The organism is Kitasatospora sp. NA04385 (assembly GCF_013364235.1).
Lineage (GTDB): Bacteria > Actinomycetota > Actinomycetes > Streptomycetales > Streptomycetaceae > Kitasatospora.
The window spans coordinates 3163880-3187802 of the sequence record NZ_CP054919.1 but is presented as its reverse complement, the minus strand read 5'-3'; the positions used below and the strand labels follow the sequence as shown (position 1 = coordinate 3187802).

The window sequence follows — 23923 nt, the reverse complement described above, 5'->3', positions numbered from 1 at the left end:
ACGCCCGCCAACCCGTACATCCGGCACCTGCCGATTTAGTGGAAGGACGCCAATCATGGCGAAGCTCAGCACCGAGGACCTGCTCGAGCAGTTCGAGGGCATGACCCTGATCGAGCTCTCCGAGTTCGTGAAGGCGTTCGAGGAGAAGTTCGACGTCACCGCCGCCGCGCCGGTCGCCGCCGTCGCCGCCGGTGCCGGCCCGGCCGCCGCCGAGGCCGTCGAGGAGCAGGACGAGTTCGACGTCATCCTCGACGGTGCCGGCGACAAGAAGATCCAGGTCATCAAGGAGGTGCGCGCCCTCACCTCCCTCGGCCTGAAGGAGGCCAAGGACCTCGTCGACACCGCCGGTGCGAAGGTTCTGGAGAAGGTCGCCAAGGACGTCGCCGAGAAGGCGAAGGCCCAGCTCGAGGGCGCGGGCGCCAAGGTCACCGTCAAGTGACCCGTTCCTCTCGCTGAGAGGTTCTCTTCCGGCCGGGCCGGCCACCCTTCGGGGTGGCCGGCCCGGCCTGCTTGCGTTCCGGGCCCGGCCGCGGCGGCCGGGTTCCGGGTTGCTCCCGATGGCCCAAGGCGGAATCGGCTCCTGTCGGGGCCCGGGGGTAGGGTGATCGCTGTCCGTCGGCCCCCGTGCGCAGGCAGCGTGTAACGCGGGGCGCGGTCCGGACGATGGGCAGTGCGAGGTCCACACCCTGGTGCGGGCCTTGACGAACAGCACGCGGCGCGCGATTCTCAAGGCGCGTGCCCAAGCGGTACCGCCGCCGATGCATATTCGGGGGCGGCGCTGGGAAGGTTCCCGGTGACGCAGAAGTGGGTGCGACGGCCCGGCCGGTGAGGGATCACTGCCCGGGTTGTCGGTTGTACGGGAGGAGCGTCCGATTCGGTCTCCGAATCAGGGCTTGCTAGCAGTGTCGCCTTTGGCTACACTGTCCCTTTGCGCTGCCTGTTAGCTGCTCCGTGACTCGTCGCCCGGAGTGGTCCCTGTCCTGACCTGGGGTTTTCCGCCTCGGCAAGGCCCGGCCGGTATGCGCGTAGTGAGCTCCGAGCCCTCGGAAGGACCCCCCTCTTGGCCGCGCCGCGCAACGCCTCGAACAATTCCGCATCCACCGCCCCGCTCCGCGTCTCGTTCGCGAAGATCAAGGAGCCCCTCGAGGTCCCGAACCTCCTGGCCCTGCAGACCGAGAGCTTTGACTGGCTGCTCGGGAACGCGGCCTGGAAGTCCCGGGTCGAGGCTGCCCTGGAGAGTGGTCAGGACGTCCCCACCAAGTCCGGTCTGGAGGAGATCTTCGAAGAGATCTCCCCGATCGAGGACTTCAGCGGGTCGATGTCCCTGACCTTCCGGGACCACCGTTTCGAGCCGCCGAAGAACTCCATCGACGAGTGCAAGGACCGCGACTTCACCTTCGCGGCCCCGCTCTTCGTCACCGCGGAGTTCACCAACAACGAGACCGGTGAGATCAAGTCCCAGACCGTGTTCATGGGCGACTTCCCGCTCATGACCAACAAGGGCACGTTCATCATCAACGGCACCGAGCGTGTCGTCGTGTCCCAGCTGGTGCGTTCTCCCGGCGTCTACTTCGACTCCACCCTGGACAAGGTCTCCGACAAGGACATCTTCTCCGCCAAGATCATCCCCTCCCGCGGTGCCTGGCTGGAGATGGAGATCGACAAGCGCGACATGGTCGGTGTCCGCATCGACCGCAAGCGCAAGCAGTCGGTCACCGTGCTGCTCAAGGCCCTCGGCTGGACCACCGAGATGATCCTGGAGGAGTTCGGCGAGTACGAGTCGATGCGCGCCACCCTGGAGAAGGACCACACCCAGGGCCAGGACGACGCGCTGCTCGACATCTACCGCAAGCTGCGCCCGGGCGAGCCGCCGACCCGCGAGGCCGCGCAGACGCTGCTGGAGAACCTGTACTTCAACCCGAAGCGCTACGACCTCGCCAAGGTCGGCCGCTACAAGGTGAACCGGAAGCTGGGCAACGCCGAGTCCCTGGACTCCGGCGTGCTCACCGAGCCGGACATCATCAACACCATCAAGTACCTGGTGAAGCTGCACGCCGGCGAGACCGAGTGGCGCGATGACGAGGGCCGCGACATCGTCATCGAGGTCGACGACATCGACCACTTCGGCAACCGCCGCCTGCGCAACGTCGGCGAGCTGATCCAGAACCAGGTCCGCACCGGCCTCGCCCGCATGGAGCGCGTGGTCCGCGAGCGCATGACCACCCAGGACGTCGAGGCGATCACGCCGCAGACCCTGATCAACATCCGGCCGGTCGTCGCCTCCATCAAGGAGTTCTTCGGCACCAGCCAGCTGTCGCAGTTCATGGACCAGACGAACCCGCTGTCGGGCCTGACCCACAAGCGCCGGCTGTCCGCGCTCGGCCCCGGTGGTCTGTCCCGCGAGCGGGCCGGCTTCGAGGTCCGTGACGTGCACCCCTCGCACTACGGCCGCATGTGTCCGATCGAGACCCCCGAAGGCCCGAACATCGGTCTGATCGGCTCGCTGGCCTCGTACGGCCGGGTCAACGCGTTCGGCTTCATCGAGACCCCGTACCGCAAGGTCGTCGACGGCGTCGTCACCGAGGCCGTGGACTACCTGACCGCGGACGAGGAGGACCGGTACGTCATCGCGCAGGCCAACGCCCCGCTCACCGCGGAGCTGACCTTCGCCGAGCCCCGCGTCCTGGTCCGCCGCCGCGGCGGCGAGATCGACTACATCCCCGGCACCGAGATCGACTACATGGACGTCTCGCCGCGCCAGATGGTGTCGGTCGCGACCGCCATGATCCCCTTCCTCGAGCACGACGACGCCAACCGCGCGCTAATGGGCTCGAACATGATGCGCCAGGCCGTCCCGCTGCTGCGCAGCGAGGCGCCGCTGGTCGGCACCGGCATGGAGTACCGCTGCGCCGTCGACGCCGCGGACGTCATCACCGCCGACAAGGCCGGCGTGGTGCAGGAGGTCTCGGCCGACTACGTCACCGTCGCCAACGACGACGGCACGTACAACACCTACCGGGCCGCCAAGTTCACCCGCTCCAACCAGGGCACCGCCTTCAACCAGAAGGTGCTCGTGGACGAGGGCGCCCGGGTCGAGGCCGGCCAGGTGCTGGCCGACGGCCCGTGCACCGACGAGGGCGAGATGGCCCTCGGCAAGAACCTCCTCGTGGCGTTCATGTCGTGGGAGGGCCACAACTACGAGGACGCGATCATCCTGTCGCAGCGCCTCGTCCAGGACGACGTCCTCTCCTCGATCCACATCGAGGAGCACGAGGTCGACGCCCGCGACACCAAGCTGGGCCCCGAGGAGATCACCCGGGACATCCCGAACGTTTCCGAGGAGGTCCTCGCCGACCTCGACGAGCGCGGCATCATCCGGATCGGCGCCGACGTCGTCACCGGCGACATCCTGGTCGGCAAGGTCACCCCCAAGGGCGAGACCGAGCTGACCCCGGAGGAGCGCCTGCTGCGCGCGATCTTCGGCGAGAAGGCCCGCGAGGTCCGCGACACCTCGCTGAAGGTGCCGCACGGCGAGTCCGGCAAGGTCATCGGCGTCCGCGTCTTCGACCGCGAGGAGGGGGACGAGCTCCCCCCCGGCGTGAACCAGCTGGTCCGCGTCTACGTCGCCCAGAAGCGCAAGATCACCAACGGTGACAAGCTGGCCGGCCGCCACGGCAACAAGGGCGTCATCTCCAAGATCCTGCCGGTCGAGGACATGCCGTTCCTGGAGGACGGCACCCCGGTCGACATCATCCTGAACCCGCTGGGCGTCCCGTCCCGGATGAACCCGGGACAGGTCCTGGAGATCCACCTCGGCTGGCTCGCCAAGCAGGGCTGGGACGTCTCCGGCCTCGCCGACGAGTGGGCCAAGCGCCTCCAGGCGATCGGCGCCGACACGGTCGAGGGCGGCACCAACCTCGCCACCCCGGTCTTCGACGGCGCCCGCGAGGACGAGATCACCGGCCTGCTGGACAACACCACGCTCACCCGCGACGGCGAGCGCCTGGTGAACTCCACCGGCAAGGCCCGGCTGTTCGACGGCCGCTCCGGCGAGCCGTTCCCGATGCCGATCTCGGTCGGCTACATGTACATCCTCAAGCTGCACCACCTGGTCGACGACAAGCTGCACGCCCGTTCGACCGGCCCGTACTCGATGATCACCCAGCAGCCGCTCGGTGGTAAGGCGCAGTTCGGTGGTCAGCGCTTCGGTGAGATGGAGGTGTGGGCCCTTGAGGCGTACGGCGCGGCCTACGCGCTGCAGGAGCTGCTCACCATCAAGTCCGACGACGTCCTGGGCCGCGTGAAGGTCTACGAGGCGATCGTCAAGGGCGAGAACATCCCCGAGCCCGGCATTCCCGAGTCCTTCAAGGTCCTCATCAAGGAAATGCAGTCGCTCTGCCTCAACGTGGAGGTGCTGTCCTCGGACGGCCAGTCCATCGAGATGCGCGACAGCGACGAGGACGTGTTCCGCGCCGCCGAAGAGCTCGGCATTGACCTGTCCCGGCGCGAGCCGAGCAGCGTCGAAGAGGTCTGACGGAGGCCGGGCCGGCCTGCGGGTCCGATTTCAAAGACCCCGGGCCGGCCCGCCCCCAGGCCCCCCTCAGACCAACAGACAGACTCTCGAATCACGAAAGAGGGCTTGACGACCAGTGCTTGACGTCAACTTCTTCGACGAGCTCCGCATCGGACTGGCCACCGCCGACGACATCCGCCAGTGGTCGCACGGCGAGGTGAAGAAGCCGGAGACCATCAACTACCGCACGCTGAAGCCGGAAAAGGACGGCCTCTTCTGCGAGAAGATCTTCGGTCCCACCCGGGACTGGGAGTGCTACTGCGGCAAGTACAAGCGCGTCCGCTTCAAGGGCATCATCTGTGAGCGCTGCGGCGTCGAGGTGACCCGCGCCAAGGTGCGCCGCGAGCGGATGGGCCACATCGAGCTGGCCGCCCCGGTCACCCACATCTGGTACTTCAAGGGTGTCCCGTCCCGCCTGGGCTACCTGCTCGACCTGGCGCCGAAGGACCTCGAGAAGGTCATCTACTTCGCCGCCTACATGATCACCTGGGTCGACGACGAGCGCCGCCAGCGCGACCTCCCGTCCCTGGAGGCGCACGTCTCGGTCGAGCGCCAGCAGATCGAGAACCGGCGCGACGCCGACCTGGAGGCCCGGGCCAAGAAGGCCGAGTCCGACCTGGCCGAGCTGGAGGCCGAGGGCGCCAAGGCCGACGTGCGCCGCAAGGTGCGCGAGGGCGCCGAGCGCGAGATGAAGCAGCTGCGCGACCGCACGCAGCGCGAGATCGACCGCCTCGACGAGGTCTGGACCCGCTTCAAGAACCTCAAGGTCCAGGACCTGGAGGGCGACGAGCTGCTCTACCGCGAGCTGCGCGACCGCTTCGGCACCTACTTCTCCGGCTCGATGGGCGCCGCGGCCCTCAAGGACCGCCTGGAGTCCTTCGACCTGGGCGAGGAGGCCGAGCGCCTCCGCGAGATCATCCGCACCGGCAAGGGCCAGAAGAAGACCCGCGCGCTCAAGCGCCTCAAGGTCGTCTCCGCCTTCCTGCAGACCAGCAACAAGCCCAAGGGCATGGTGCTCGACTGCGTCCCGGTGATCCCGCCGGACCTGCGCCCGATGGTCCAGCTCGACGGTGGCCGCTTCGCCACCTCCGACCTGAACGACCTGTACCGCCGCGTCATCAACCGCAACAACCGCCTGAAGCGGCTTCTCGACCTCGGCGCGCCCGAGATCATCGTGAACAACGAGAAGCGCATGCTCCAGGAGGCCGTCGACGCGCTCTTCGACAACGGCCGCCGCGGCCGCCCGGTCACGGGCCCCGGCAACCGTCCGCTGAAGTCGCTGTCCGACATGCTCAAGGGCAAGCAGGGTCGTTTCCGCCAGAACCTGCTCGGCAAGCGCGTCGACTACTCGGCCCGTTCGGTCATCGTCGTCGGCCCGCAGCTCAAGCTGCACCAGTGCGGCCTGCCCAAGGCCATGGCGCTGGAGCTCTTCAAGCCGTTCGTGATGAAGCGCCTGGTCGACCTGAACCACGCGCAGAACATCAAGTCGGCCAAGCGCATGGTCGAGCGCGCCCGCCCCGTGGTGTGGGACGTCCTCGAAGAGGTCATCGCCGAGCACCCGGTGCTGCTGAACCGTGCGCCCACCCTGCACCGCCTCGGCATCCAGGCCTTCGAGCCGCAGCTGGTCGAGGGCAAGGCCATCCAGATCCACCCGCTCGTCTGCACCGCGTTCAACGCGGACTTCGACGGCGACCAGATGGCCGTGCACCTGCCGCTGTCCGCGGAGGCGCAGGCCGAGGCCCGCATCCTGATGCTGTCCTCGAACAACATCCTGAAGCCGGCCGACGGCCGCCCCGTCACCATGCCGACCCAGGACATGGTGCTGGGCCTGTTCTTCCTCACCTCGGACCGCGAGGAGGTCAAGGGCAAGGGCCGTTCCTTCTCCTCGACCGCCGAGGCGATCATGGCCTTCGACGCCCGCGAGCTGGACGTCCAGGCCACCATCGACCTGCGCATGGGCGCCGGCACCGTCCCGCCGCGCGGCTGGACCCCGCCGGTGGACGAGGACGGGCAGCCGACCTGGCACGAGGGCGAGCCGTTCCGGATCACCACCACGCTGGGCCGGGCGCTCTTCAACGAGCTGCTGCCCGAGGACTACCCGTTCGTCGACTACGAGATCGGCAAGAAGCAGCTCTCGGCGATCGTCAACGACCTCGCCGAGCGCTACCCGAAGGTCGTCGTCGCCGCGGCGCTCGACAACCTGAAGGCGGCCGGCTTCCACTGGTCGACCCGTTCCGGTGTCACCGTCTCGATCTCGGACGTCATCGTCCCGCCGACCAAGCCCGCCATCCTGGAGGGCTACGAGGCGCAGGCGGAGAAGGTCCAGCGCCAGTACGAGCGCGGTCTGATCACCGACAACGAGCGCAAGTCCGAGCTCATCGGCATCTGGACCCGCGCGACCAACGAGGTCGCCGACGCGATGGCCGCGAACTTCCCGAAGACGAACCCCATCTTCATGATGGTCGACTCGGGCGCGCGCGGAAACATGATGCAGATGCGTCAGATCGCCGGTATGCGCGGTCTGGTGTCGAACGCGAAGAACGAGACCATCGCGCGTCCCATCAAGGCCTCGTTCCGCGAGGGCCTGTCCGTGCTGGAGTACTTCATCTCCACCCACGGTGCCCGCAAGGGTCTGGCCGACACCGCGCTGCGCACCGCCGACTCGGGTTACCTGACCCGTCGTCTGGTGGACGTCTCGCAGGACGTGATCATCCGCGAGGAGGACTGCGGCACCGAGCGCGGCCTCAAGCTGGAGATCGGCCAGGTCGGTGCGGACGGCGTGCTGCGCAAGGCCGACGACGTCGAGACCAGCGTGTACGCCCGCATGCTCGCCGAGGACATCACCGTCGACGGCAAGCTGATCGCCACCGCCAACACCGACCTCGGCGACGTCCTGATGGACGAGCTGATCCGGCACGGCGTGAGCTCGGTCAAGGTCCGCTCGATCCTGACCTGCGAGTCCGCGGTCGGCACCTGTGCCTTCTGCTACGGCCGCTCGCTGGCCACCGGCAAGCTGGTCGACATCGGTGAGGCGGTCGGCATCATCGCCGCCCAGTCCATCGGTGAGCCCGGCACCCAGCTGACCATGCGCACCTTCCACACCGGTGGTGTGGCCGGTGACGACATCACCCAGGGTCTGCCCCGTGTCGTCGAGCTCTTCGAGGCCCGCACCCCCAAGGGTGTGGCCCCGATCTCGGAGGCCCAGGGCCGCGTCCGCATCGAGGACACCGAGAAGACCCGCAAGGTCGTCGTCACCCCCGACGACGGCAGCGACGAGATCGCCTACCCGGTCTCCAAGCGCGTCAAGCTGCTGGTCAGCGAGGGCGAGGCGGTCGAGGTCGGCCAGAAGCTGACCGTCGGTGCGACCAACCCGCACGACGTGCTGCGCATCATGGGCCAGCGTGCCGTCCAGATCCACCTGGTGGCCGAGGTCCAGAAGGTCTACAACTCGCAGGGCGTGTCGATCCACGACAAGCACATCGAGATCATCATCCGGCAGATGCTCCGCCGCGTGACGATCATCGAGTCGGGCGACGCCGAGCTGCTCCCGGGCGAGCTCGTCGAGCGCGGCCGCTTCGAGCAGGAGAACCGTCGCGTGGTCTCCGAGGGCGGCCACCCCGCCTCCGGCCGTCCGCAGCTGATGGGCATCACCAAGGCCTCGCTGGCCACCGAGTCCTGGCTGTCGGCCGCCTCCTTCCAGGAGACGACCCGGGTGCTCACCGACGCGGCGATCCACGCCAAGTCGGACCCGCTGCTGGGCCTCAAGGAGAACGTCATCCTCGGCAAGCTCATCCCGGCCGGTACGGGTCTGCCCCGCTACCGCAACATCCGGGTCGAGCCCACCGAGGAGGCCAAGGCCGCGATGTACTCGGCCGTCGGCTACGACGACTACGACCTGTCGCCGTTCGGCGCGGGCTCCGGTCAGGCCGTCCCGCTGGACGACTACGACTACGGCCCGTACACCGGCTGATCCTCCGCCGGCTGCACCGCAGGGCGGCCACCCCACTCGGGGTGGCCGCCCTGCGGCGTTCCGGCGAGCATCCGTTGGAACAGCAGGTTCCTGAGGCGGCCGGGGTCGGAGTCCGCTTCGGTGAGTGCGGACATCAGGTGCATGGACGGGTCCGCCTCGGCCGAGGCGGAGAGGGCGGCCGCAAGGCAGTCGAGGACCTGGTCGAGGCCCTCTCCCTCGGGCACCGGGTGAAGCCACCCGGCGGCGCGGGGGACGGCCTCCGGATGATCGCGGAAGTTCCCCAGGAGTTCGGCGAGACCCCGGGTCAGCAGGCGCTCCGGCAGCGGTGCGGGAGTGGAGAGCAGCCACGGCCCCGACTCCCCCTCCTGGCGCACCTTCAGCAGGGCCAACAGGGAGAGCGTGCCGAGGTGGCCGGGCCGGTCCCGGGTGAGCCAGGTGTCGACCTCGCCGACCAGCAGCGGGAGGGTCCGTTCTTCTGCGGCGAGGTCGTCCAGCAGCGCGAGCAGTCGCCCCCGCAGGCCGTTCTCGGCGTGCTGGGCCAGGTGACGGAGCCGGGTCATGGCCAGGCGCCGGTCGCCGGGGCGACTTCCGGGGGCCAGGAGCACGGGGCGGCAGATGTCGATCACGGCCTGGCCGGGACCGTTCTGGGACTTGGCCCAGGCCGTCATCAACTGCCAGACGCCCCGGCGCATGTGCTCGTCGGCCAGCACCCGGCCGGTGACTTCGGCGAGCAGCGCGGTCCGGCCGGCTTCCACGGCGATCCGTCGGCTCTCGTCCAGCCGGTCGATGTCCTTGTGGCGCAGGATCAGCTCCGCGAGGGCGCGGGCGGCCGGGTTGGCGGCCGTCCGGTTGCGGACGGGAAGGCGGACGAGCCAGTCGAGGAGGACGGAGCGGATCTGGGGGAAGTTGTCCCACACGTAGACCAGGACGGCCTCCGTGTAGCCGGACCGGTCGAACACCACCTGGTCGTACGGGTCGACCTGGGCGGAGAGCGCCGCCAGACGGGAGCGCAGCCCCTGCCCGGAGAAGAGCGTCGCCACCGTGGGCTCGCCGTGGGAGCCTCCCGGTGATGCCCGCACCAGCGCGGTCTCCAGCGCCAGCGCGTCCTGGTCGATGGTGTGCGCGGGTGCGGTGCGGTGGACGACCAGGCTGACCAGCAGGCAGCGCAGACGCAGGGACAGGCTGCTGCTCCCCGGGCCGGTGGCGGCCTCGTTGAACAGCCTGTCGAGCTCGATCCGCCAGTCGCCGAGCGCGGACTCGATCCGGGCGGCGAGTTCCTGGTCGAACCCTTGCTCCGGGGGCGGAGCGGAGCTCCGTCGACGGCCCGCCAGGGGCGGCAGCCAGGACAGGACGGCCTGCTGCTCCGACCCGGTCGGGGCCGAGCCCCACTGGCGGATGACGGTCTCCACGGCCCGGGTCGCTTCCACCGCGTTCATGCCGCGCAGCAGCGCCCGGGCCGTAGCGGTCCTGACGTAGGCGATTGCGGCCGGGTGCTTCCGGGACCTGAGGTGCTCCTCGACCAACCGCTGCGGGTCCGGAGCGGCGCGCAGGTGGACGACCGGGACCTGGGGGTGCTGCCAGCCGTCCACGGATTCCCACAACTGCTCGGTGAACGTGACGATCAGCCGTGAACCCCCTGCCAGGAGTTGTTCGCCGAACGCGGCGAGCCGGTCGAGGAAGCCGGAGCCGGGGAGGTCCGTGCCGGGATTCTTCAGTTCGAGGATGTAGACGCGCTGCGGCTCCAGGGGCAGGCGGCTCACCGAGGGAGCGTCCCAGTCGGGTTCCAGATCGAGGATCGCCGTCGCCGTGGACGCGTGATCGGCGCACAGCCGGCGGACGAAGGTGGACGATCCGCAGCCACGCCTGGCTATGACCAGCAGGACACCGGAGGTTCCGCCCGGTGCGAGGAAGGCGGTCCCGGCCGTTCGGCCCTCGGACCAGTCGTCGACCTCGACGTACGGGGCGAGCAGCAGGGCGTCCCGTGGGAGTTCGGTGGCGTCCAGGACGTCCCGGCGCCGGATCTCCTGGTGCACCACGGACCCGATGTGGTGGGCCAGGACACCGATGTTGGTGACGGGGCCGGGGACCGTCGTCGCGTCCGGGAGGCCGTGGAGCGGGGGGTCGAGTTCTTCGTCGGAGTCGGATCGGTCGGGGGTCACTGCTGTGTCGCCTCCGGGTGGAGACCGGTCACCAGCCCGGCCTGGTTGATCTGGACGGCGTGCACCGAGTCGATCCGGTCGGCGACGGTGTGGACGTTGAGCCGCCCGCTGGAGGCGGCGCTGTGGAGGAGCTCGGCCGCCAGGCTGCCCCGGCGGTTGCCGAGCGGGACGAGCGGCAGGGAGGGGGAGCGGGCGTCGAAGTGGGACGCGAGCTTCTCCGGGGTGACGCGCGGGGCGTACACCCACGAGGGTTTGGAGAAGTCCTTGTCCGGTACGTCGGTCGCCGGAATGCGAAGGAAGTGGCGTTCCTCGGTCAGTTGGCTCCGGCCGGCGCCGATCACCCGCTGGAACATCTCGTCGGAAAGCACCAGTGCGGTGTGGCCGCCGTTTGCCACGGCCCCTTCCAGGGCGGTTCTGGCGGTCGCGGAATCGATGAAACGCGAGACGTCGTTGATGGCGTCGGAGAGGTGGCTGGGTGGAAACGGCCCGATGTGCAGGGCCATGCGAATGGCCAGGTCGGGGGCGCCGGGAGCCTTTTCGACCTGGTAGTTCTCCAGGGCCTGATCGAGGTGCCTGGGCATGGGGTCGACCAGTCGCCAACTGCGGAGCGGTGCGAAGGCCATGGTGAAGCCGTCCCCGTTGTCGCGGGTGAACGAGGGGTGCGCCCACTCGTCGGCGAGGCCGCTGCTGGTGAAAGCGGTTCGGAGCGCCGTGGTCATCGCCTCCTTGAGGGGAGGCTGGAGCGATTCCGGTACTTTGCTGAAATTGCGGGCGTCAATGGTCAGGATCGTGTATTCGGGAGGGATGTCCCAGGTGTGCTCGGGTGACGACATGTTTGAATCCTCCGGGCAAGTCGAACGTAATTTCGGAGCCAAGTGGTCCGGCGTGTGCGGACGGATGTTCCGCCTCGGCGGGGTCGATGATTTTGATATCAGGGGCCGGGCCCTTCGGTCTGCGTCAAATGACGCAGACCGAAGGGGAATTTCCGCATCCAGGCAGACGAGGTCGGGTGGAATGGGCGAATTGACGAGCTATGCCGGATTGATCCGAGGAGCGGGAACGCCGACGTCATGGCGGCCCGGGCAGGTGCTGATCCGGGAGCAGAGCGCGCCGGACGGGGTGTTCCTCATCGGCACGGGCTTGGTGAAGATCGCCAGCAGCGCGGCCAACGGCCGGACCGGTGTCCTGGCCTGGAGGGGCTCCGGGGAGCTGATCGGCGAGCAGTCGTGCGTGGACGGCGGGCCGCGCTCGGCGACGGCGGTGGTGACCCGGGGCGGGACCGGGACGTTCCTCGCGGCCAGGGCGTTCGCGCAACTGATGCGTGAGCACCCCGGCTTCGCCGAATCGGTGCTGCGGAGCATGAGTGTCCGGCTGCGGGAGGCCGACCGGGGCAGGGTGGACCTGGGGGCGCTGTCCGTCGGTGCTCGCACCGCGGCCTTCTTGGCGCGGTACGTGAGTCGGGACGCGCGATCCGGGTCGGCCTCGGGCGGGGTCGTCGATCTCACCCAGCAGGAAGTGGCGGAGGCGGTCGGCGCGTCACGCGAATCGGTGTTTCGAACGCTGCAGGAGTTCGAGGAACGGGACTGCCTGAGGCGGGACGGGCGCGGCCTGATCACCGTCCTGGACGTCCTCGGCCTGGAGGCCCGGGCGCGGAGGGGCTGAGCGGGGGAGCCCCCTAGGGGGATCCCTCCCGGGGCGGAGGGTGGGGAACCGCCCTCGGGAGGGAGGCGGTGGGGGAGCGGGGCCGGGAGAGTGGGGGGTGTCGAGAGGAGGCCGCGGTGAAGCGGTTGATGGGGGCGGCGGCCGTCGTGGGGCTGCTGGTGGCGGGGACGGCCGGATGCGGGCCGTGGGACGACGAGCAGCGGAAGACCGTGTCGTACGAGGTGCCGGGGCAGGTCACCGAGCTGCGGGTGACGGGGGAGGTCGGCGGGATCGAGGTGACGGCGGGGGACGGGCCGGTCCGGGTGGTGGAGAAGCGCAGCTGGCAGGAGCGGGAGCCGCAGGCCGTCCACGTGCTCGCCGACGGGGTGCTGAAGCTGGAGTACTCCTGCGCGCGGTGCGGGGTCGGCTACCAGGTGCGGGTGCCCGCCGGGACGGTGCTGCGGCTGAAGGAGACCACCGGTGGCATCCGGGTGCGCGGCCTGAGCGGGGACGTCACGGCGGAGGCGGTCACCGGCGGCGTGGAGGCGACCGGGCTGCGCAGCGCCAACGTCACGCTGCGGGCCGAGACCGGCGGCGTGAGCGCCCGGTTCGAGGCGGCGCCGGCCCGGGCGGAGCTGCGCACCGAGACCGGCGGGGTGGAGCTGACCGTGCCCGCCGGGGAGGCGTACGCGGTGGACGCGCACGCCGCGACGGGCGGCACCGAGGTGAGCGTGCCCTCGCAGGCCGGGGCCGCGCACGCGCTGATCGCCCGGGCGGGCACCGGCGGGGTGAAGGTCGGCACCGGCTGATCGCCAACTGTCGGTGCCACGCCGTAGATTGAGCGGTGTCGGCAGGTGGCGAGGGCCCCGCCGGCACCCCCAGAACTCTGTGCCCGAAAGGGGCGTCGGCCATGTCTGCCACCGTTTCCGCGGACCCGCAGGTGACCTACCTGGAACTCTCCGAGGACGAGGGGAGTGCCCACAAGTTCTACGAAGTCACGGTCAAGGAAGCCGAGTTGACCATCCGCTACGGCCGGATCGGCGAGCCGGGCACCACCAAGACCACGGTGTGCGCCAGCGCCGAGAAGGCCGCCGCGCAGGCCGCCAAGAAGATCGGCGAGAAGGTCCGCAAGGGCTACGCCCCGGCCGTCCGGGGCGTGCGCCAGCGCCGCTCGGTGACCCGCCGGCAGATCACCTCGACCCGCTCCACCGCCCGCCAGGCGCCGCTGCTGTGGCGCTTCCGCTCCGGCTCGCCCGCGTTCGGGGTGTACGTCGGCGAGGAGCACGCCTGGGTCGGCAACGAGAAGGGCGACGTCTACACGCTGACCACCGACGGGCAGGTCACCGGCCGGTTCGGGCTGCCCGACGGCGTCAAGTGCATCGTCGCCGACGACTGGTGGATCTACGCGGGCTGCGACGACGGCAAGGTGTACGACCTCGGCGGGAAGGTGCCGCGGGTGGCGTACGAGATCGCCCAGGACGTGGACATCTACTGGTTGGACATCCACGACGGCGTGCTCGGCGTCGCCGACGAGCGCGGCGGGCTGACCACCGTCGACCACGAGGACGAGTTCCAGTGGCGGCGCAGCGCCCAGGGCTCCTCCGGCTGGATGGTGCGCTGCGACGCCGAGTCGGTCTACCACGGCTGGTCGGCGGGCGTGGCCCGGTACGCCAAGCGCGGCGGCGACCAGCAGTGGCACACCCGCACCAAGGGCGCGGTGCTGTTCGGCTGGCAGGAGCGGGACGAGGTGTTCGCCGGCACCTCGCAGGGCTGGGTGCACCGGCTGCGCAAGGCCGACGGCTCGGAGGTCGCCGCGTACAAGTGCGACGCCTCGGTGTTCTCCTGCGCGGCCTCCCCCGACGGGGAGTTCGTGTTCGCGGGCGACAACCACTCGTCCGTCTACTGCTTCGCCGCCGACGGCACCCGGCTGTGGAAGCTGGGCACCGGCTGCGGCTCGGCGTACAGCATGCAGTACCGCGACGGGCGGCTGTACCTGGTCACCACCGACGGCTCGCTGGCCTGCCTGGACGCCTCCCAGGGCGCCGTGCAGGCCGCCGAGCAGGGCACCCTGCCGGCCACCGCCGAGGTGAGCGGCGCGGGCGTCGAGCGGGTGGTGGCGGGCGCCGAGCTGGAGACCGTCAGCGTCGGCGCGGCGGCCTCCGGGTCCGGCGTCGAGGTGGAGTGCGTGGCCGAGGGCGGCCGGCTGCGGGTGCGGGTGGTGACGCCCGGCTACGATGCCGCGCTGCGGGTGCAGTTCCCGAAGGACGTCCGGGTCGCCGGGGCCAGGTACCTGGTGGCCGAGGTGCGCCGGTCCGAGTCCGGCGGGTTCTACCGGGCGCGGGGAGAGATCAAGCGGCTGCTGTGACGTCCCGACGTCCGTGGCGGGGGGCGGGCCCGGCCCCGGGTGGTGAACGGGATGCCGGTGGCGCCGGCCGGGTCGCTGCCGCCGTGGTGGCGGTAGCGGGGGAGTAGCCGCCCCCGTCCTCCCCGGGAGGGACGCCCGGCTCGCACCGGCCCGGCAGGCTCGGAGACCTCGGGAAGGGCACGCGCACCAGGGGGCCGGGAGCGTCGGGGGCGGGTTAACCGGTGGCCGGGTGTGGAGGGCGGACCGTACTCTCCGGGGCATGACTGGGAAGCGGCCGCTGGTGGCGGTGTTGACGGGGGCGGGGATCTCCACCGATTCGGGGATTCCCGACTACCGGGGTCCGCGGGGGCTCTGGCAGCGGGACCCGAGTGCGCAGGAGCTGGTGACGATCGGGCCGTACCTGGCCAGTGGCGAGGTGCGTCGCCGGGCCTGGCTGATGCGGCGGGACGCGGGCGCGATCGGCGCCGTGCCGAACGCGGGCCACCGGGCGCTGGTGGAGCTGGAGCGGTCCGGCGTGCCGGTGCGGGTGCTCACCCAGAACGTGGACGGGCTGCACCAGGCGGCCGGCCTCCCGGCGCGCAAGGTGGTCGAACTGCACGGGACGGCCACCGAGGTGCAGTGCGCGGACTGCCGGGCCACCGACCCGATGGCGGTGGCGCTGGACCGGGTCGCCGCGGGCGAGGACGACCCGGCCTGCGAGCGGTGCGGCGGCGTGCTGCGGCCGCGCACCGTGATGTTCGGCGAGGCGCTGGACGAGACGGTGCTCCAGCAGGCGGACGCGATCGCCAGGAACTGCCAGGTGTTCCTGGCGGTCGGCAGCTCGCTGCAGGTCCACCCGGCGGCGCTGCTGCCGAAGATCGCGCTGGAGCACGGCGCCCGGCTGATCATCGTCAACGGCGAGCCCACGCCGTGGGACGAGGCCGCGCACGAGGTGGTCCGGACGCCGATCTCGCAGGCGCTCCCGGAACTGGTGGCCCGACTGGTGGACGGCGACCTGTCCGGCACCTGACCGCCGCACGCCCGGGCGGACGGATGCCCCGGCGGACAGACGCCCCGGCGGACGGGTGCCCCGGCGGACGCCCGGGCGCTACGGTACGGACTCGAGCGGCGCCCCGGCCGGGGCCCGAGGAGAGGAGCACGGAATGCGGCGGGCGACCGGAGCACTGCTGGGCCTGGCCATCGGGGACGCCCTCGGCAAGCCCACCGAGTTCCTGAACCTCCACGAGATCGGGCTGCTCAGCCCCGACTGGCGACAGCTTCCGCTGCCCGGGAAGGCCCAGGTCACCGACGACACCCAGATGACGCTCGCGCTCGCCCGCGCCCTGCGCGACGCCCTCGCCGAGGGGCCGCTCGTCCCGCCGCGCCTCGAAGCGCCGCTGCGCGCGGAGTTCGTCGACTGGTGGCGCTCCCCGGACAACGACCGGGCCCCCGGCATGACCTGCCTGCGCTCCTGCTTCCGGCTCTCCACCGGCCGGCCCTGGCAGGACGCCAGCGACCTCGGCTCCAAGGGCTGCGGCGCGAACATGCGGGTCGCCCCGCTCGGCCTGGTCCGCGAGTTGACCGACCGCCAGGTGGCCGGCGCCGCCCAGCTGCAGTCCGGCCTCACCCACGGCCACCCCACCGCGCTCGCCGCCAGCGAACTCACCGCGTTCACCGTCCGCTGGCTCGCCCAGGGCGCCGACCCGGCCGGACTCCCGGCCCGGCTGCGCGCCCACGCGCACGAACAGCGCACCCGCTACGACGAGTTCTGGCTCGGCGACCTCGCCTCCCGGGACCACTTCGGCTCCCCGGAGGAGTTCATCGCCCGCGGTTGGGACGAGAGCCTGCGCGCCCTCGACCGGCTCGACGCCGCGCTCGCCGCCGCCGACCCCGAAGCCGACCCCTGCGAGCGCACCGGCGCGGGCTGGGTCGCCGAGGAGGCCTTCGCCAGCGCCCTGCTGTGCTTCCTGCTGTTCCCCGACGACCCGGTCGCCGCCGTCCGCCGCGCCGCGGTCTCCTCCGGCGACTCCGACTCCCTGGCCTGCCTGGCCGGCGCGTTCGCCGGCGCCCGGCACGGCGCGGACGCCTGGCCGCGGGAGTGGACGGAGCGCATCGAGTACCGCGAGGAGCTGCTGGCGTTCGGCGCGCTCTGGGACTGAGCCGACAGCGGCGGGAGCAGCGGCCCGGGATGCGCTCCCAGGGACGCAAAGACGCGTTTCCAGGGGCTCAGGGCTCGCGGTGGCACGGGCTGGCGGTGACGGGGGCCGGTGACGGGGGTGCGGCGGGGCCGGGGACGGCCGTGGCGCGGGGCAGGGGGTAGCGGGCGGCCAGGGCCGTGCGGTCGCCCGGGGTGCGGGCGGTGACCAGGTCGTCGGCGACCTGGAGGACGACCTCGCGGCCCTCCACCAGCGCGCACCAGTCGGCGGGCAGGCCGGACAGGCCGTACACCGCGCCCACCAGGTTGCCGCACACCGCGCCGGTGGAGTCGCTGTCGCCGGAGTGGTTCACCGCCAGCACCAGGGCCGCGCGGGCGTCCGCACCGACCAGGGCCGCGTAGACGGCGATGGCCAGGCACTCCTCGGCGATCCAGCCGAGGCCGACCCGCTCCACCGCCTCCGCGCTGCCCGGGCCCTCCGCGGCGATCCGCACCGCCCGGCGCAGGGCGTCGCCGGTCTCCTGGCCCCAGTGCTGCGCGTCGAGCCGGGCGAGCACCGCGTCCACCGCGGGCCGCAGCGGCACCCCGGCCGCGAGGTAGGCGACCAGGGCCGCGAACGCACCGGCGGCGAGGTAGCCGGTGGGGTGGCCGTGGGTCAACTGCGCGGCCACGGCGGCCCGTTGGAAGGCCTGCTCCGGGTCCGGCCCGACCAGGCCGAACGGCGCCGAGCGCATCACCGTCCCGCAGCCCTTGGAGGCCGGGTTCACCGGGCCGTCCTGGCCGAACGGGGCGGCGGGCCGGTAGTCGGTGGCGATCCCGGTGGTGCAGGCGTTGCCCGGGGCCCGCGACGCGTACAGGAACTCCTGGGCGGCCAGCCAGCCGTCCGGGTTCGGGCCGGGCCCGGGCAGCCGCTGGGTGAGGAACCAGCGCCGGTACGCGGCGTGCAGGTCCTCCGGGCGGCCGCCGCGCAGCAGGCCCTCCGCGGTGAACAGCGTCATCTGGGTGTCGTCGGTGACCTGGCCGCCGCGCCCGGCGTCCGCCAGGTCGGTCAGGCCGGCCGGGCCGTACCCGGCGCGGATCTGCTCCAGGCGCTGGAACTCGACCGGCCAGCCCAGGGCGTCGCCCAGGGCCCCGCCGAGCAGCGAGCCGCGCACGCGTTGTGCGAAGTCCACCGGTGTCCCCCTCTGTGGTGCGCCGACGGTGCGTCAGCGTTCGATGCGCCCCGAACCGCGGTGCAGGGAGGCCCGGTCGGCGGCGGCCCGGCCCTCGGCCCAGCCCTCGCCGTCACTCACCCGCACCCGCTGCGAGACGAGTCTGGGGAACATTTCTCTCACAGCGTCCTCGACGGCCTCCGCCCGGGCCGCCAGTACGGGCAGCAGGCCGCCGGCGGGGACGGCCGGCAGCGGATCCCCGTCCGGGCCGGTGCCGTTCGTACGCCCCGCCGCGGCCTCCTCGGCGGCCCGTTCGGTGGCCCGCTCGGTGGCCCCGGCCAGCCGCTCCCGGATCCGCGCCGCGTACGCCACCAGGAAGGACTGCCGGAACGCCTTGGTGCGGGCCGCGCCGTCCTTGTGCTTGCGGCTGCCCGCCCGGTGCATCGCCGCCGTCGCCTGCACCAGCAGCGAGGTGTACAGCAGCTCGACCGCGTCCAGGTCGGCGTCGAAGCCGACCACCGTGCAGAACCCGAACTCCTTCGCCCACACCACCCGGCACCGGTTCGCCGCCGCCACCGCGTCCAGCAGCATCGTCTTCGGGCCCTCGTACGGGTTGTCCACGCCGATCCGCACCGCCGCCGGGTCGTCCGCCGACCGGCCGCCGCCCGCCGCGAGCAGCGCCTCGTCGATCGAGTGCCGGGCCATCAGCTCCTGGGCCTTCGCGGTCAGCGCCTCCGCCTCCTCCGGGAACCCGGTCGACTCGGCCTTCGCCAGCAGCGCCCGGATCCGGCCCAGCATCCGCGGCTCGTCCGCGCGCGGCGCCCCCGTCCGGGGCGCGGCCTGCCCGGGCGCCGGGCCCACCGGCTGGACGGGCGGCAGCAGCGCCCAGACCCGCAGCAACTCCAGCGCCGCCGTCGCCAGCGCGAACCGGTCCAGCCGGTGCCGGGCCGCGAACTCCGGCAGGTACGCCTCGTCGGACGGCCACCACGGGTGCGCGTCCAGCTCCCGCAGCTGCTCCCGCCAGCGCCGGTCCAGCGCCGCCGCCGGGTGCCGCCGGCCCTCCGCCGCGATCAGGTCCGCCGCCAGCGCGACCTGCACCGGCCCCAGCTCCCGCCGGGCCACCCGCACCAGGTCGGCGGGCTGCCACCCGGCCGCCCAGCACCGGGCCACCGACCGCTCCGCCACCCCCAGCAGCGCCCGGCTCACCGCCGGCCAGCGCTCCGCCGACGCCGCCAGCGACGACGCGGCCCCGTCCACCACGTACTCCAGCCCCCCGGCCGGCGCCCCCGCCACCCGGCCCACCGCCTCCGCCACCAGCTCGTCCACGGGCTGATCGGTGCTGGTCACGGCGCGTCCTGCTTCCTGCGGGGAACGGGGGAGGGAACGCCCTCCATGATGCCGGACCCCCGGCCGCCCGCCGGGGCGGCGAGGGGCCGGGCTCAGCCGCCGGCCCGCAGCGCGGCGAGCAGGGCGGGCGCGTCCGGCGCGTCCAGGACGAGCAGGACCGGGGCGCCGGAGCCGGCCTCGTGGCAGTCGACGGCCAGCGGCTGCTTGGCGCTGCCGGACAGCCGGTCGCCGCGGAACGGGCGGCGGACCCGGTCCACCACCAGGCCGGCCGGGTAGGGGCGCACCGCCACCCGCCCGTCCGGCGTGGTGGCGAGCGCCCCGCGGTCGGCGACCAGGAAGAGGTGCCCCGCGCCGCGCGGGGGAGCGCCGGGGCCGCTGACCCGGCCCGGGACGCAGACCCGGCCCGGGACGCAGACCCGGCCCGGCGGCGCGAGCTCCGGCACCTCGACCAGCGGGTCGCGGTCGCGGCGGCGCAGCACCGCCGCCCGCACCCCACCGCCAGCAGCACCGGCACGCCGCAGGCCGCCAGCGTCAGCAGGGCCGGGGAGCCGGGCCCGTCGACCACCGCCGCGAGCCCGCCCGCGGCGGCCAGCGCGACGGCGGCCTCCCGGGCGGTGCGCAGCTGCCAGGGCCGGCGCAGCGGGTTGCCCCGGGACCACAGGCCGAGCCAGAGCGCGTGCCACAGCGCGCCGGCGGCCAGCGCGGACGCGGCCAGGCCCACGCCGAGCGGGAGCCGGTGGGAGCCGGACGGCGAAGCCGCCAGCTCCTGGCGCGTCCCGCCCTGCCGGAGCGCGACCAGGTCGCCGCGCCAGGACTCGGCGGTCACCACGGAGCCGTCCGCGACCTTGAACAGCGAGTCGCCGTCCGGCAGTTCGGTCCGGCGGACGGTGCCGTCCGGGCCGGCCAGCCGCAGCCCCCAGGTCTCGCCCTTGCCGCCCCGGTGGTCCTTGCCGGCCACGGTCAGCGGGGTCTCCAGGACGCAGTCCCCGCCGCCGGGGCAGTTCCGCGCGGCGGCGTACGCCCGCTGGTCGGCCCGGGCGGCGGGCAGCGCGGCCAGCAGCGACCAGGCCGCCACGGCCAGCAGCACCGCGGCGACCGCCGCGGCGACCAGCGCCCCGCGGCGGTCCTCCGGCGCGACCGGACGGTCGGCGCTCACCGCTCGACCACCTTGGCGAGGATCTCCGGCGTCCGCTCGACCAGCGGGCCCGCGGCCACCCGGATGCCCAGCGGCACCATCGCGGCCCCGTACAGCAGGCCGAACGGCAGCACCGGCCAGGTCGGGTGGTGGCCCAGCAGCAGGAAGGCGAGCAGCCCGCCGACCGGCAGGCAGAGCACCGCCACGCCGACCATCGAGCCGAACGCGTTCAGCATCACCACGCCGTTCTGCCCGGGCGCCGCGTTGCGCATCGGGTTGCCGTCGGCGGGCAGCGCGTACGGCGCGTACACGCTGATCACGCAGCCCAGGCCGACCGCGGTGCCGAGCACGCCCAGCGACAGCCCGAGCGCGGGGGCCAGCCCGGCCCAGTCGCCGGTGAGGGCGGCCACCGGCGGGCCGAACAGCAGCAGCACCGGCACCGCGTACAGCAGGACCGCCAGCACCCGGCCGCGCAGTTCGTCCCGGGCGTCCCGCCGACTGCCCAGGGTGGCGGCGATCATCCAGAACCCGGAGCCGTCCATGCCGAACAGGTTGACCGCCTGCAGGCCGAGCATCAGCCCGCCGATCGCGATCACGTACACCGTGCCCCAGCCCTGCACCACCGACAGCACCGAGAACACCGCCGTCATGCCGATGCCGGTGAACACCGCGGCCTTCGCCCGCGGCTCGCGCCAGGCGTAGCGCAGGTGCCGCTGGGCGACAGTGCCGACCCGGCCGGCCGGCAGCAGCCGCCACAGGCCCTCCGCCCGGGCGGAGGCGGCGGGCGAGGACTCCAGCAGCGTCGAGGAGTCGCCGCTGACCATCAGCTCCCGCAGGCTGCGCAGCCACCAGCGCAGCAGCAGCACCAGCAGGGCCGCGGTCAGCAGCAGCTGCCCGGCGGCGAGCGGGTAGGCGCCCTCCCCGGCCGAGCGCACCGCGTCGATCGCCGCCACCGGCGGGATCCACCGCACCACCGAGGCGTACGGGTGCAGCACCGACAGGTCGACGCCCCGGTCCGAACCGTTCAGCGAGCTCTGCAGGCCGAGGTTGCCGGCCTGCACCAGCACCGCGAACAGCAGGCCGCCGAAGATCGCGAAGTCCTTGCCGCGCCGACTGGACAGCATCCGGGCGTTGCCCGCCCCGATCGCCCGGATCAGCGCCACCAGGGTCAACAGGACCAGCGGCACCGCGACCACCGCCACCACCGCCGAGGCCGCGCCCCGCCCGGCCGCCACCGCGGCGCCGGTCAGCAGCAGCAGGTTGATCAGCGGCCCGGGCCCGACCAGCCCGCCCAGCAGGGTGCCGCGCAGCAGCGCGGACGGCCGCAGCGGCAGCATGGTCAGCCGGGTCGGGTCGGCGCTCTCGTCGCTGGAGAAGAAGAACAGCGGCATCGCCGCCCAGGCCACGGTCAGCCCGGTGACCAGCACCGCGGCCGCGTCGGCCGCGCCCTCCCGGCCGTGCAGCACGGCCAGCCCGACCGCGCCGCCCAGCCCGAACAGCAGCCCGATCACCAGGCCGGCGACGTACCCGGCGGCCAGCCCGGGGGTGCGCCGCAGCCCGTTCCGCAGCAGTCGGACCTTGAGCGCGACCAGGGCCCGGACGACGGTGCGGTCGTCGGTGGCGGCGGCGCTCACCGGTCGCCCCCGCCCAGCCAGTCGAGCGCCTGCCCGTCGTCCTCGCGGACGCCGACCAGCCCGAGGAACGCCTGGTGCAGCGAAGTCCCGCCGCGCACCTCGTCGATCGGCCCGGCGGCGACCACCCTGCCCGCGTTGACCACGGCGACCCAGTCGCACAGCGACTCCACCAGCTCCATCACGTGGCTGGAGAACACCACGGTCGAGCCGGAGGCGGCGTACCTGGTCAGCACCCCGCGGATGGTCTGCGCGGAGACCGGGTCGACGCCCTCGAACGGCTCGTCCAGGAACAGCACGTCCGGGTTGTGCAGCAGCGCGGCGGCCAGGCCGATCTTCTTGCGCATGCCGGTGGAGTAGTCGGCGACCAGCTTGTCGGCGGAGGCGGTCAGGTCGAGCACCGCCAGCAGCTCCTCGGCCCGCCGGTCGGTCTCCGCCCCGGCCAGGCCGCGCAGCCGCCCGTTGAAGCGCAGCAGTTCGCGCCCGCTGAGCCGCTCGAACATCCGCAGCCCCTCGGGCAGGATGCCGATCCGGGCCTTGACCGCGGCCGGGTCCCGCCAGACGTTCTCGCCGTGCACCAGCACCGTCCCCAGGTCGGGCCGCAGCAGCCCGGTGACCATCGACAGGGTGGTGGTCTTGCCGGCGCCGTTCGGACCGACCAGGCCGATGAACGAACCGGCGGGCAGGTCCAGGCTCAGCCCGGCAACGGCGGTCTGCGCGCCGAAGCGCTTCCACAGGTCGCGGATCGAGACGGCGGGCGGCGGAGTGGTCGCCTCCATGGCGGTGCTCTCCTTGTCGGGTCGGTCCGGACGGGCCGGTCCGGACGGTCGGTCCGGAGCGCCCGGCCGGTGGTTTCCGGACGGGTTCCTGCGGGGCGGAGCGGCGGCCGAGGGTGTGCCGAGGCGACCCTATGATCATTCCTTTACCCGCACATCCCCCGTTCGGCGGTGCACCGGCCCTCCCGGGGCTCCCCGTTCCGCCCTCGGCGCTCCCCCCTTCCCGCCCCCGGCAACTACCCGGCCGCTCCGTTCGTCCTGCATCCTGGGAGCGAACGCGCACACGGGGAACGGGAGGTGACCGCGGTGGCGGGTCAATGGGGGTCGCCGGCGCCGTACGGGCAGCAGCCCTGGCAGCCGGCGTCGACGCCGCAGTCCGCCATGCGGGCCGCCAACGCCGACCGCGAACGCACCATCGACGTGCTGCGGGCCGCCTTCGCCGAGGGCCGGCTGACCGCCGCCGAGTACGAGCAGCGGATGGGCGCCGCCCACCAGGCCGCCACCTACGGGCAGTTGGCCGCCCTGGTGGCCGACCTGCCGTCCGGCCCGATGGTGCAGCCGTTCGGCGCGCCCGTCCCGGTGGTGCCGCCCACCTTCATGCCCATGCCGGCCTTCGTCCCGTCGCCGCCGGTCCGCAACAACGGCCTGGCGGTGGCCTCCCTCACGCTGGGGTGCCTGGCGCTGCCGGTGTCCGGCTTCGCCGCCGCCGTCGCCGGGGCGGCCGGGCTGACCGCGCTCGGCCTCGCCGGCACCGCCGCCGTGGCCACCGGCCACCTGGCCCGGGCCCGGCTGCGCACCACCGGGGAGGACGGGGACGGCCTGGCGGTGTTCGGTCTGATCATGGGCTGGCTGTCGGTGACCCTCCTGCTGTTCCTGCTCACGGTCACGGCGGGGAGCTGAGCCGACCGCCCGACGTCCGGGCCCGGTCCCGTGCCGCGCCCGGAGGCGTGCCCGGCCGGGCACGCTCCATTTGTTTTGACCGCCGCCTGTGCGCTAGGTACGCTCTGACCTTGTGCCTGGGGTGTGCCCGGGTCCTTGTGC

16 protein-coding genes are annotated in these 23923 nt (G+C 72.7%); 9 read left to right on the top strand and 7 right to left on the bottom strand.

The window, feature by feature from the left end; translation table 11 throughout:
• Positions 1 to 52: 52 nt before the first annotated feature.
• The 3 genes from rplL (at position 53) to HUT16_RS13915 (ending at position 8543) form a co-directional block, all read left to right on the top strand.
• Positions 53 to 439: a 50S ribosomal protein L7/L12 gene (gene rplL / locus HUT16_RS13925; RefSeq protein ID WP_217712175.1), complete on the top strand. Its 387-nt coding sequence runs from the start codon at positions 53 to 55 to the stop codon at positions 437 to 439.
• Between the two features lie 621 nt (positions 440 to 1060).
• Positions 1061 to 4534, top strand: a complete 3474-nt coding sequence (gene rpoB / locus HUT16_RS13920; protein WP_033250896.1) for a DNA-directed RNA polymerase subunit beta — start codon at positions 1061 to 1063, stop codon at positions 4532 to 4534.
• Positions 4535 to 4649: 115 nt separating this feature from the next.
• Positions 4650 to 8543: a DNA-directed RNA polymerase subunit beta' gene (locus HUT16_RS13915; RefSeq protein ID WP_176188508.1), complete on the top strand. Its 3894-nt coding sequence runs from the start codon at positions 4650 to 4652 to the stop codon at positions 8541 to 8543.
• On the opposite strand, the gene HUT16_RS13910 is transcribed toward HUT16_RS13915, so the two are convergent.
• Entirely contained in the window at positions 8522 to 10702 is a 2181-nt protein-coding gene (locus tag HUT16_RS13910; protein WP_176188507.1) for a hypothetical protein, read from the bottom strand. The two genes, HUT16_RS13915 and HUT16_RS13910, sit on opposite strands and share 22 nt — an antisense overlap.
• Entirely contained in the window at positions 10699 to 11535 is an 837-nt protein-coding gene (locus HUT16_RS13905) for a hypothetical protein (RefSeq protein WP_176188506.1), read from the bottom strand. Before HUT16_RS13905 ends, HUT16_RS13910 begins: the two co-directional genes overlap by 4 nt.
• Before the next feature lie 181 nt (positions 11536 to 11716).
• Here HUT16_RS13905 and HUT16_RS13900 point away from each other — a divergent pair, with 181 nt between their 5' ends.
• From HUT16_RS13900 to HUT16_RS13880, 5 genes are all read left to right on the top strand, one after another.
• A complete protein-coding gene (locus HUT16_RS13900) occupies positions 11717 to 12364 on the top strand; it encodes a Crp/Fnr family transcriptional regulator (RefSeq protein ID WP_176188505.1) in 648 nt (215 codons plus the stop codon).
• 116 nt (positions 12365 to 12480) lie between these two features.
• A complete protein-coding gene (locus tag HUT16_RS13895) occupies positions 12481 to 13152 on the top strand; it encodes a hypothetical protein (protein ID WP_176188504.1) in 672 nt (223 codons plus the stop codon).
• Positions 13153 to 13253: 101 nt separating this feature from the next.
• Positions 13254 to 14708 carry a WGR domain-containing protein gene (locus tag HUT16_RS13890; RefSeq protein WP_176188503.1) on the top strand — a complete coding sequence of 485 codons (1455 nt, stop codon included), beginning with the start codon at positions 13254 to 13256 and terminating at the stop codon, positions 14706 to 14708.
• A 259-nt stretch (positions 14709 to 14967) separates the two neighbouring features.
• Complete coding sequence (locus HUT16_RS13885) at positions 14968 to 15717, top strand: Sir2 family NAD-dependent protein deacetylase (protein ID WP_176188502.1); 750 nt, start codon at positions 14968 to 14970, stop codon at positions 15715 to 15717.
• A gap of 133 nt (positions 15718 to 15850) precedes the next feature.
• Complete coding sequence (locus tag HUT16_RS13880) at positions 15851 to 16846, top strand: ADP-ribosylglycohydrolase family protein (RefSeq protein ID WP_176188501.1); 996 nt, start codon at positions 15851 to 15853, stop codon at positions 16844 to 16846.
• A gap of 67 nt (positions 16847 to 16913) precedes the next feature.
• Here the strand turns inward: HUT16_RS13880 and HUT16_RS13875 are convergent, their stop codons facing one another.
• The 5 genes from HUT16_RS13875 to HUT16_RS13855 form a co-directional block, all read right to left on the bottom strand.
• The gene (locus HUT16_RS13875; RefSeq protein WP_176188500.1) at positions 16914 to 18014 is read right to left on the bottom strand and encodes an ADP-ribosylglycohydrolase family protein; all 1101 of its coding nucleotides are present in this window, start codon (positions 18012 to 18014) and stop codon (positions 16914 to 16916) included.
• 33 nt (positions 18015 to 18047) lie between these two features.
• Positions 18048 to 19340, bottom strand: a complete 1293-nt coding sequence (locus tag HUT16_RS13870) for a DUF2786 domain-containing protein (protein WP_176188499.1) — start codon at positions 19338 to 19340, stop codon at positions 18048 to 18050.
• Between the two features lie 92 nt (positions 19341 to 19432).
• On the bottom strand, positions 19433 to 19819 hold the full coding sequence (locus HUT16_RS13865) for a hypothetical protein (RefSeq protein ID WP_176188498.1): 387 nt from the start codon (positions 19817 to 19819) through the stop codon (positions 19433 to 19435).
• Between the two features lie 673 nt (positions 19820 to 20492).
• On the bottom strand, positions 20493 to 22109 hold the full coding sequence (locus HUT16_RS13860) for a transporter (RefSeq protein WP_176188497.1): 1617 nt from the start codon (positions 22107 to 22109) through the stop codon (positions 20493 to 20495).
• A complete protein-coding gene (locus HUT16_RS13855; protein WP_176188496.1) occupies positions 22106 to 22885 on the bottom strand; it encodes an ABC transporter ATP-binding protein in 780 nt (259 codons plus the stop codon). Before HUT16_RS13855 ends, HUT16_RS13860 begins: the two co-directional genes overlap by 4 nt.
• Before the next feature lie 303 nt (positions 22886 to 23188).
• On the opposite strand from HUT16_RS13855, the gene HUT16_RS13850 reads away from it, so the two are divergent.
• A complete protein-coding gene (locus HUT16_RS13850) occupies positions 23189 to 23782 on the top strand; it encodes a DUF1707 and DUF4190 domain-containing protein (protein WP_368662682.1) in 594 nt (197 codons plus the stop codon).
• Positions 23783 to 23923: the final 141 nt, after the last annotated feature.